Here is a 7,182-nt window from a genome sequence, read left to right as displayed (position 1 = left end):
TCAGCGAGTCAGCTTGGGAAGAAATGACCTGCTTATTCGCACCTTCCCTAGATCGCATGGTAAGATTGTTTAGCTAATAAAATAAGGCCCCGTGGGGCCTGAGATTATTTACGGCCGAGTAACAGGCCCAGAACAATACCCACTGCACCAGCCGCAATCAGGCCGGTTAACGGGTTATTTCTGACTGCCTCAGTGACATCAGAAACGGCATCACTGGCCTGCGCAGCATATTTCCGTGCTGCCCCTTTCACCTGATGTTTAGGGGAGTCAACGAATTCACCAAACTGCTGCTGAGCAGAGCCCGTCAGTTCGTCGAGTTTATTTTTGGCTTTATCACCAGCATACTGTGCGTTTTTATCAGCGTCGAAATCAGACATTGTTACCTCCTTTTGTGGATAATTAAAGGATAGCCGCTATTTCAACATCTGAGAGCCGTAATGCGGATTCTGGCGCGTTTTAGGATATGTCTCCCTTCGCGCCGCTTTACTCGTCAGACTCGTCTTTGCCGTAAAACAGTTTGCCAATTTTGATGAGAGGACGCCCCTGCGACTTACGGTGAAGGTTGCTGTCACGCAGGGAATATACGCATCCGCAGTACTCCTGCTGATAAAACTGTTCGCGCTTGCTGATCTCAATCATCCGCGACGATCCGCCTTGTTTGCGCCAGTTATAATCCCAGTAGACCATGCCCGGATAGTGGGCTGCCGCGCGCTGACCGCAGTCGTTAATCTGCTGCATATTCTTCCAGCGCGAGATGCCAAGGGAGCTGCTGATCACACTGAAGCCATTTTCCGCCGCGTATAACGCCGTGCGTTCGAAACGCATATCGAAACACATGGTGCAGCGGATCCCACGCTCAGGCTCCCATTCCATCCCTTTTGCGCGTTCAAACCAGTTGTCCGTATCGTAATCCGCATCAACAAAGGGCACGCCGTGTTTTTCCGCAAAACGAATATTCTCTTCCTTACGGATGAGATACTCCTTTTGCGGGTGGATATTGGGGTTATAGAAGAAGATGGTGTAATCAATGCCCGAGGCCTGAATGGCCTCCATTACCTCGCCGGAGCAGGGCGCGCAGCAGGAGTGCAGCAGCAGTTTGTCAGCGCCGTTTGGCAGGGTAAGTTGAGGACGAATGAAGGGGGCTGTGCTCATGGTATTCAACAATATGTTAATGAAATTTATGGAATTGTAGCATAGATCCCGCACAGCCGGGATCTCTGCACAGCGCGCGCCGTTTACCCGGCAAATTTCAGCAGCGCTTCTCCATCCAGGCGATAGCGCACCCACTCGGACTGCGGGAGCGCGCCAATGCTCAGATAGAAGTCGATTGCCGGCTGGTTCCAGTCCAGTACGCTCCATTCCAGACGACCACACTGGCGTTTTACGGCGAGCTGCGCGATATGTTTCAGCAAGGCTCTTCCCGCGCCTTTACCGCGATAATCCGGGGATACATACAGGTCTTCCATATAGATACCGTTGCGGCCAAGCCAGGTTGAATAGCTGGTGAAGAACACGGCATAGCCAGCGATCTTACCTTCATACTCCGCGATCAGCGCTTCGGTTTTACTGTCTGTGCCAAAGAGGGTTTCGCGGATCTCGTCCGGCGTGGTGATCACTTCTTCCGGCGCTTTTTCATAGACCGCCAGCTCATAAATCATGGCGTAAATGGCCGCCGCATCCTCGGGGCGGGCCTGACGAATAGTAATGCTCATGGTATTTCCTGCATGTTTTGCGATTGATGGCGCTAAGCATACGGAGTATTGTCCGAAGAATTAAGTGCAATGAAATCAACAAATGATGAATATTATGCATCCGGCCCTGAGACGCCTTGATTTAAACCTGCTGCCCGTTTTCGACGCCATTTACCGTCACCGTTCGGTTCGCCTGGCCGCCGATGAGTTAGCGATGAGCACATCGGCACTGAGCCATGCGCTGTCACGTTTGCGAACGACGCTGAATGATCCGCTATTTTTCCGGGAAGGGCATCGCATGTCACCCAGCGTGTATGCCATACAGCTCGCGCCGTCCATTGCTTCTGCTTTGTCGTTTCTTAATCATGAGCTTACCCCGCAGCCGGAGTTTGAAGCGGCCAAAAGTAGCGAGAGCCTGCACATTGCGATTACAGATTTTACCGCGCTTTGTATTTTCCCGGCCCTGATGCACACGTTGCAGGATGCCGCGCCGGGTTTGCGTTTTGAACTGCGCTATCTGCCACACAGCCCGGCGCTGACGGAGCTGCTGGCGGGCGAAGTGGATCTGGCGCTCGGTTTCAGCACGGCGGAGGAGATCCGCCATCCAGAACTGGAGGAGATAAGCTGGTTTGAAGATGAGTATGTGGTCATTAGCAACGCAAGCCGGACGCGTCTGACGCTGGAGGATTATCTCGCGGCCCGCCATCTGGTGGTCACCCCCTGGAATGAGAAGCAGGGCGTGCTGGATTTACGGCTGGAGGAGTTGGGCTATACCCGGCACATTGCGATCAAAACCCCGTCAATGCTCAGCGCACCGTTTATCGTTGCGCAAAGCGATCTGCTGATGGCCATTCCCCGGTATGCAGCCGCAAAGCTGAAGGCGGCCGTGAATATCAACATTTTTACCTTACCGTTCGCCATTCAAAAATTTGACGTGAAAATTTACTCCCATAAACGCAGCGGTCAGCGGGGCGCAACCCGCTGGCTGAAAGAAGAGTTGCAAGCGCTGGCGCAACAGGGTGATAAATGATTAATGAATATATTGTCTGAAATATGAACGCGCACCTGCCGCAAGTCATCGGCAGGCGCGCGGGGGCCGTAACTGATAGGGGTTCAGTTGGTATCTCAGTAAAATATATGTTAAGCATGCGGTCCCTGTAACAGGGGACCGCGGATCCAAAAGCTAACTTATTAAATGATTAGCTATCGCGGGGCACTCTTATTATCAAAGGGGTTGTCTCAAATCCGTGCGGGCATTTGCGCGCATTGCAATGCTCAGCGTATGAGCAGTCTTCAGAATCCAGGTTTTTATTAAAAGGACAGGCCATTTTGTTTTTTATTTCGTCCCACAGGTTCTCATTGTATGGCGAGACGTTATAAAGGGATATTTGGTTGAACACCCCATTTACAAAAATTCCATTTTTTGTTGTATGTATTCTGTCTCCGGGCAAAAGATAGATGTCACTCTCGTACCAAATTATTAATCTTAATAATTTCAAACCAACAATGTGCGAATAAACGATTCCTGTGTTAGGGCAAATGACAGAACTTAATACTCGCCACGACATCATACTCTTCTCCATAAGATATTTTTACCTGGATTTAGGTTTAGCACGTGATCAGACATCGATCAATCTTGTAACTCATTGATATTGATCGTTATTTTAAGGTGTTGTGATTTTTCTCTATATATAAAAATGGCTTGCGCAATATGGTGTAGATAATTATTTTGAATTATATATCTTACATCAAAGAGGAGTGGTTTGATTTTGACCATTTACAGATTCTGAACGCCAAAAAATAAGATTTCGTAGAAGCCTTTATTATTAAGGAAAATTTAATCATGGCGGAAACCATTTCATTTCAACCTGTTACCAGGTTTAAGGTTTAGATGGTTTTTTGAATTATTATCAATGCTGCTTATCGATTCCAGCGAATAAAGGGTACTGGTGACGCTTTTTTTTGGCTTAGCCATAGAAAATGGCTTAATTCGAATGTTGAGGCCAGCATTTCAAAGAGAAATTATTCAGAATTACTTATGTATGATAATGCGCTTCAAGAGCCTGATAACCCTATGAAAGCTGTTGTTTACATAATGTTGCTTTAAGGGGTACCATACCCCCCTATAGTATCAGGGGGCCGTATGCCGCACTCACCCGAAGATAAAAAACGTATCCTCACTCGCGTTCGTCGCATTCGGGGCCAGGTTGATGCCCTTGAACGCGCGCTGGAGTCGGGCGACCCCTGTCTGGCCATCCTGCAGCAAATTGCCGCCGTGCGCGGCGCTGCCAATGGCCTGATGGGCGAAATGGTCGAAATTCACCTCAAAGATGAGCTGGTAACGGGGGAAACCACGCCGGATCAGCGAGCCGTGCGCATGGCAGAAGTCGGCCATTTGCTGCGCGCTTATCTAAAATAAACCCACACACCACACAATAAGGGAAGACACTATGAAATCTCGCGCAGCCGTCGCATTTGGCCCTGGCCAGCCGCTCAAAATCGTTGAAATTGACGTTGCTCCGCCGAAGAAGGGCGAAGTGCTGATCAAAATTACCCATACCGGGGTGTGCCATACCGATGCCTTTACGCTGTCGGGCGACGATCCGGAAGGCGTTTTCCCGGCGGTGCTCGGCCATGAAGGGGGCGGTGTGGTGGTGGAAGTGGGCGAAGGCGTGACCAGCCTGAAGCCGGGCGACCATGTAATCCCGCTGTACACCGCAGAATGCGGCGAGTGTAAGTTCTGTAAATCCGGTAAGACCAACCTCTGCCAGGCGGTTCGCGCCACTCAGGGCAAGGGGCTGATGCCGGACGGTACCACCCGTTTCTCCTACAACGGCGAGCCGGTTTACCACTACATGGGCACCAGCACCTTCAGTGAATACACCGTTTGCGCGGAGATCTCACTGGCAAAGGTGAACCCGCAGGCGCCGCTGGATAAAGTCTGTCTGCTGGGCTGCGGCGTCACCACCGGGATTGGGGCAGTACACAACACGGCGAAAGTGAAAGAGGGCGACACCGTGGCGGTGTTCGGTCTTGGCGGGATTGGTCTGGCGGTGATTCAGGGCGCGGTCCAGGCGAAGGCCGGGCGGATCATCGCGGTCGACACCAACCCGGAGAAATTCAAACTGGCGGGTGAAATGGGCGCGACCGATTTCGTGAACGCGAAAGATCACGAAAAACCGATTCAGGAGGTCATTGTTGAGATGACCGACGGCGGCGTGGACTTTAGCTTCGAATGTATCGGCAACGTGAACGTGATGCGTTCCGCGCTTGAATGCTGCCACAAAGGCTGGGGCGAGAGCATTATCATCGGCGTGGCCGGTGCGGGCCAGGAGATCAAAACCCGTCCGTTCCAGCTGGTAACCGGGCGCGTATGGCGTGGCTCAGCGTTCGGCGGCGTGAAAGGGCGCACGCAGCTGCCGGGGATGGTTGAAGATGCGATGGCCGGGAAAATCCAGCTCGATCCGTTCATTACCCACCGTTTACCGCTGGAGCAGATCAACGAGGCGTTCGATCTGATGCATGAAGGTAAATCCATTCGTACCGTTATTCATTTCGGCGACAAGTAACTCTTACGCCAGCGGTTTTTGCCGCTGGCGTTTCTTTAATAATCTTCTCTAAAGTGTGACCAGTGCGGCGTTTTTAGCCGTAATCTAAATCTCAGCCGTGCCGATGACTATTTAACAGGCGTGTTTTTACGCATCTTACCTACAAGAGAGTCGACGGTCATGGACAACACTACTTCGATGCCAGCGCAGCGCAATCTGGGCTTCTTGCATCACATCAGGCTGGTTCCGCTGTTTTCCTCCATTCTCGGTGGCATTATTCTGCTATTTGCCTTGAGCGCAGGTCTGGCGGGGTATTTCCTTTTACAGGCCGACACCGATCAGCAGGATGTCACGTCTGAAATTCAGGTGCGTATGGGGCTGTCGAATAGCTCAAACCATCTGCGAACCGCGCGTATCAATATGATCCACGCCGGGGCGGCGAGCCGTATCGCGGAAATGGATGCGATGAAGCAAAACATCGCTGAGGCGGAAAAACGGATCAAACAGTCTCAGGAAGGGTTTAATGCCTACATCAATCGCGCGGTTCGTACGCCTGAGGATGAAGCGCTGGATGCCGATCTGAAAACACGCTATGACGCCTATATCGCAGGCCTGCAGCCGATGCTTAAGTTTGCTAAAAACGGCATGTTTGAAGCCATCATTAACCATGAAAACGAGAGCGCCCGCCCGCTGGATGACGCCTACAACGCCGTGCTGCTGAAGGCGATTAAGATCCGCACCGAGCGCGCGAACGCCCTGACGGTTAAGGCACACAGCCGCACCCAACTGGGCCTGATGTTTATGGTGGGCGCGTTTGCCCTGGCGCTGGTGCTGACGGCCATGACCTTTGTCGTGCTGCGTCGCACGGTGATCATCCCGTTGCAGCGCGCCGCGAAACGCATTGAAAATATCGCCAAAGGTGACCTCACCATGCCGGACGATGTGGCCGGACGCAGCGAAATTGGCCGCCTGACGCGCGACCTGCAAACCATGCAGCACTCGCTGGAGAACACCGTTGGAACCGTGCGTCAGGGGGCGGAAGAGATCTATCGTGGCACCAGCGAAATCTCCGCAGGCAACACCGACCTCTCTTCCCGTACCGAGCAGCAGGCGGCTGCCATTGAGCAGACGGCAGCCAGCATGGAACAGCTCACCGCAACGGTGAAACAGAACGCCGATAACGCGCACCATGCCAGCAAGCTGGCGGAAGATGCCTCCGGTAAAGCCAGTCGTGGCGGCCAGATGGTCTCCGGGGTGGTTAAAACCATGGGCAATATCTCTACCAGTTCGAAGAAGATCTCTGAAATTACCGCCGTGATTAACAGTATCGCCTTCCAGACCAATATTCTGGCGCTCAACGCGGCGGTAGAAGCGGCGCGTGCGGGTGAGCAGGGGCGCGGGTTTGCCGTAGTGGCAAGCGAAGTTCGTACTCTGGCAAGCCGCAGTGCGAATGCCGCCAAAGAGATCGAAAGCCTGATCAACGAATCCGTTTCGCTGATTGACCAGGGCTCGGGCGAAGTCGTCGCCGCCGGTAATACCATGAATGAAATCGTCGAAGCGGTTAAACGCGTCACGGACATTATGCTGGAGATCGCTGCCGCGTCTGATGAACAGAGCCGTGGTATTGAGCAGGTGAGCCAGGCGATTTCTGAGATGGATAAAGTGACCCAGCAGAACGCCTCGCTGGTGGAAGAGGCTTCCGCCGCGGCGGCATCGCTGGAAGAACAGGGCGCGCGTCTGACCGAGGCGGTGGGTGCATTTCGTCTGAGCGGCGCGAAGCAAGGCCGGGCGGCAACGTCTGCGCCAGTGGCGAAGAATGCGCCGCTGCGCCCGGCGGCAGCGGTTTCCGGGGATAACTGGGAGACGTTCTGAGTGGTGTGTTGTGTCGGGTGGCGGCTTCGCCTTACCCGACCTACAAATAAAAAGGGACCTTTCGGTCCCTT

The 7,182-nt window shown here is 53.0% G+C and carries 8 protein-coding genes; 4 read left to right on the top strand and 4 right to left on the bottom strand.

Annotated features, from left to right (window positions below; translation table 11 throughout):
- Positions 1-104 precede the first annotated feature (104 nt).
- From HX884_RS02245 to HX884_RS02235, 3 genes are all read right to left on the bottom strand, one after another.
- Positions 105-377 (bottom strand): YqjD family protein, encoded by a 273-nt coding sequence (locus tag HX884_RS02245; protein WP_013096686.1) that lies wholly within the window; start codon positions 375-377, stop codon positions 105-107.
- A gap of 106 nt (positions 378-483) precedes the next feature.
- Complete coding sequence (locus HX884_RS02240) at positions 484-1,152, bottom strand: epoxyqueuosine reductase QueH (RefSeq protein WP_020688571.1); 669 nt, start codon at positions 1,150-1,152, stop codon at positions 484-486.
- An 83-nt stretch (positions 1,153-1,235) separates the two neighbouring features.
- Positions 1,236-1,712, bottom strand: a complete 477-nt coding sequence (locus HX884_RS02235; RefSeq protein WP_061772013.1) for a GNAT family N-acetyltransferase — start codon at positions 1,710-1,712, stop codon at positions 1,236-1,238.
- 82 nt (positions 1,713-1,794) lie between these two features.
- Between HX884_RS02235 and HX884_RS02230 the strand changes: the two genes are divergently transcribed.
- The gene (locus HX884_RS02230) at positions 1,795-2,721 is read left to right on the top strand and encodes a LysR family transcriptional regulator (RefSeq protein ID WP_178327588.1); all 927 of its coding nucleotides are present in this window, start codon (positions 1,795-1,797) and stop codon (positions 2,719-2,721) included.
- A gap of 169 nt (positions 2,722-2,890) precedes the next feature.
- Here HX884_RS02230 and iraM read toward each other — a convergent pair whose 3' ends face one another.
- Positions 2,891-3,259, bottom strand: a complete 369-nt coding sequence (iraM, locus tag HX884_RS02225; protein ID WP_071843286.1) for an anti-adapter protein IraM — start codon at positions 3,257-3,259, stop codon at positions 2,891-2,893.
- 575 nt (positions 3,260-3,834) lie between these two features.
- Here iraM and HX884_RS02220 point away from each other — a divergent pair.
- The 3 genes from HX884_RS02220 to HX884_RS02210 all read left to right on the top strand — a co-directional run bounded on the left by HX884_RS02220 (position 3,835) and on the right by HX884_RS02210 (position 7,111).
- A complete protein-coding gene (locus tag HX884_RS02220) occupies positions 3,835-4,110 on the top strand; it encodes a metal/formaldehyde-sensitive transcriptional repressor (RefSeq protein ID WP_013096678.1) in 276 nt (91 codons plus the stop codon).
- A 31-nt stretch (positions 4,111-4,141) separates the two neighbouring features.
- On the top strand, positions 4,142-5,260 hold the full coding sequence (locus HX884_RS02215) for an S-(hydroxymethyl)glutathione dehydrogenase/class III alcohol dehydrogenase (RefSeq protein WP_178327587.1): 1,119 nt from the start codon (positions 4,142-4,144) through the stop codon (positions 5,258-5,260).
- A gap of 159 nt (positions 5,261-5,419) precedes the next feature.
- Entirely contained in the window at positions 5,420-7,111 is a 1,692-nt protein-coding gene (locus HX884_RS02210; RefSeq protein ID WP_178327586.1) for a methyl-accepting chemotaxis protein, read from the top strand.
- Positions 7,112-7,182: the final 71 nt, after the last annotated feature.

It is taken from the genome of Enterobacter sp. SECR19-1250 (assembly GCF_013391025.1).
Taxonomy (GTDB): Bacteria; Pseudomonadota; Gammaproteobacteria; order Enterobacterales; family Enterobacteriaceae; genus Enterobacter; species Enterobacter cloacae.
Note: the sequence above shows the minus strand (reverse complement) of the source record. Positions and strands in the feature narration are given on the sequence as shown.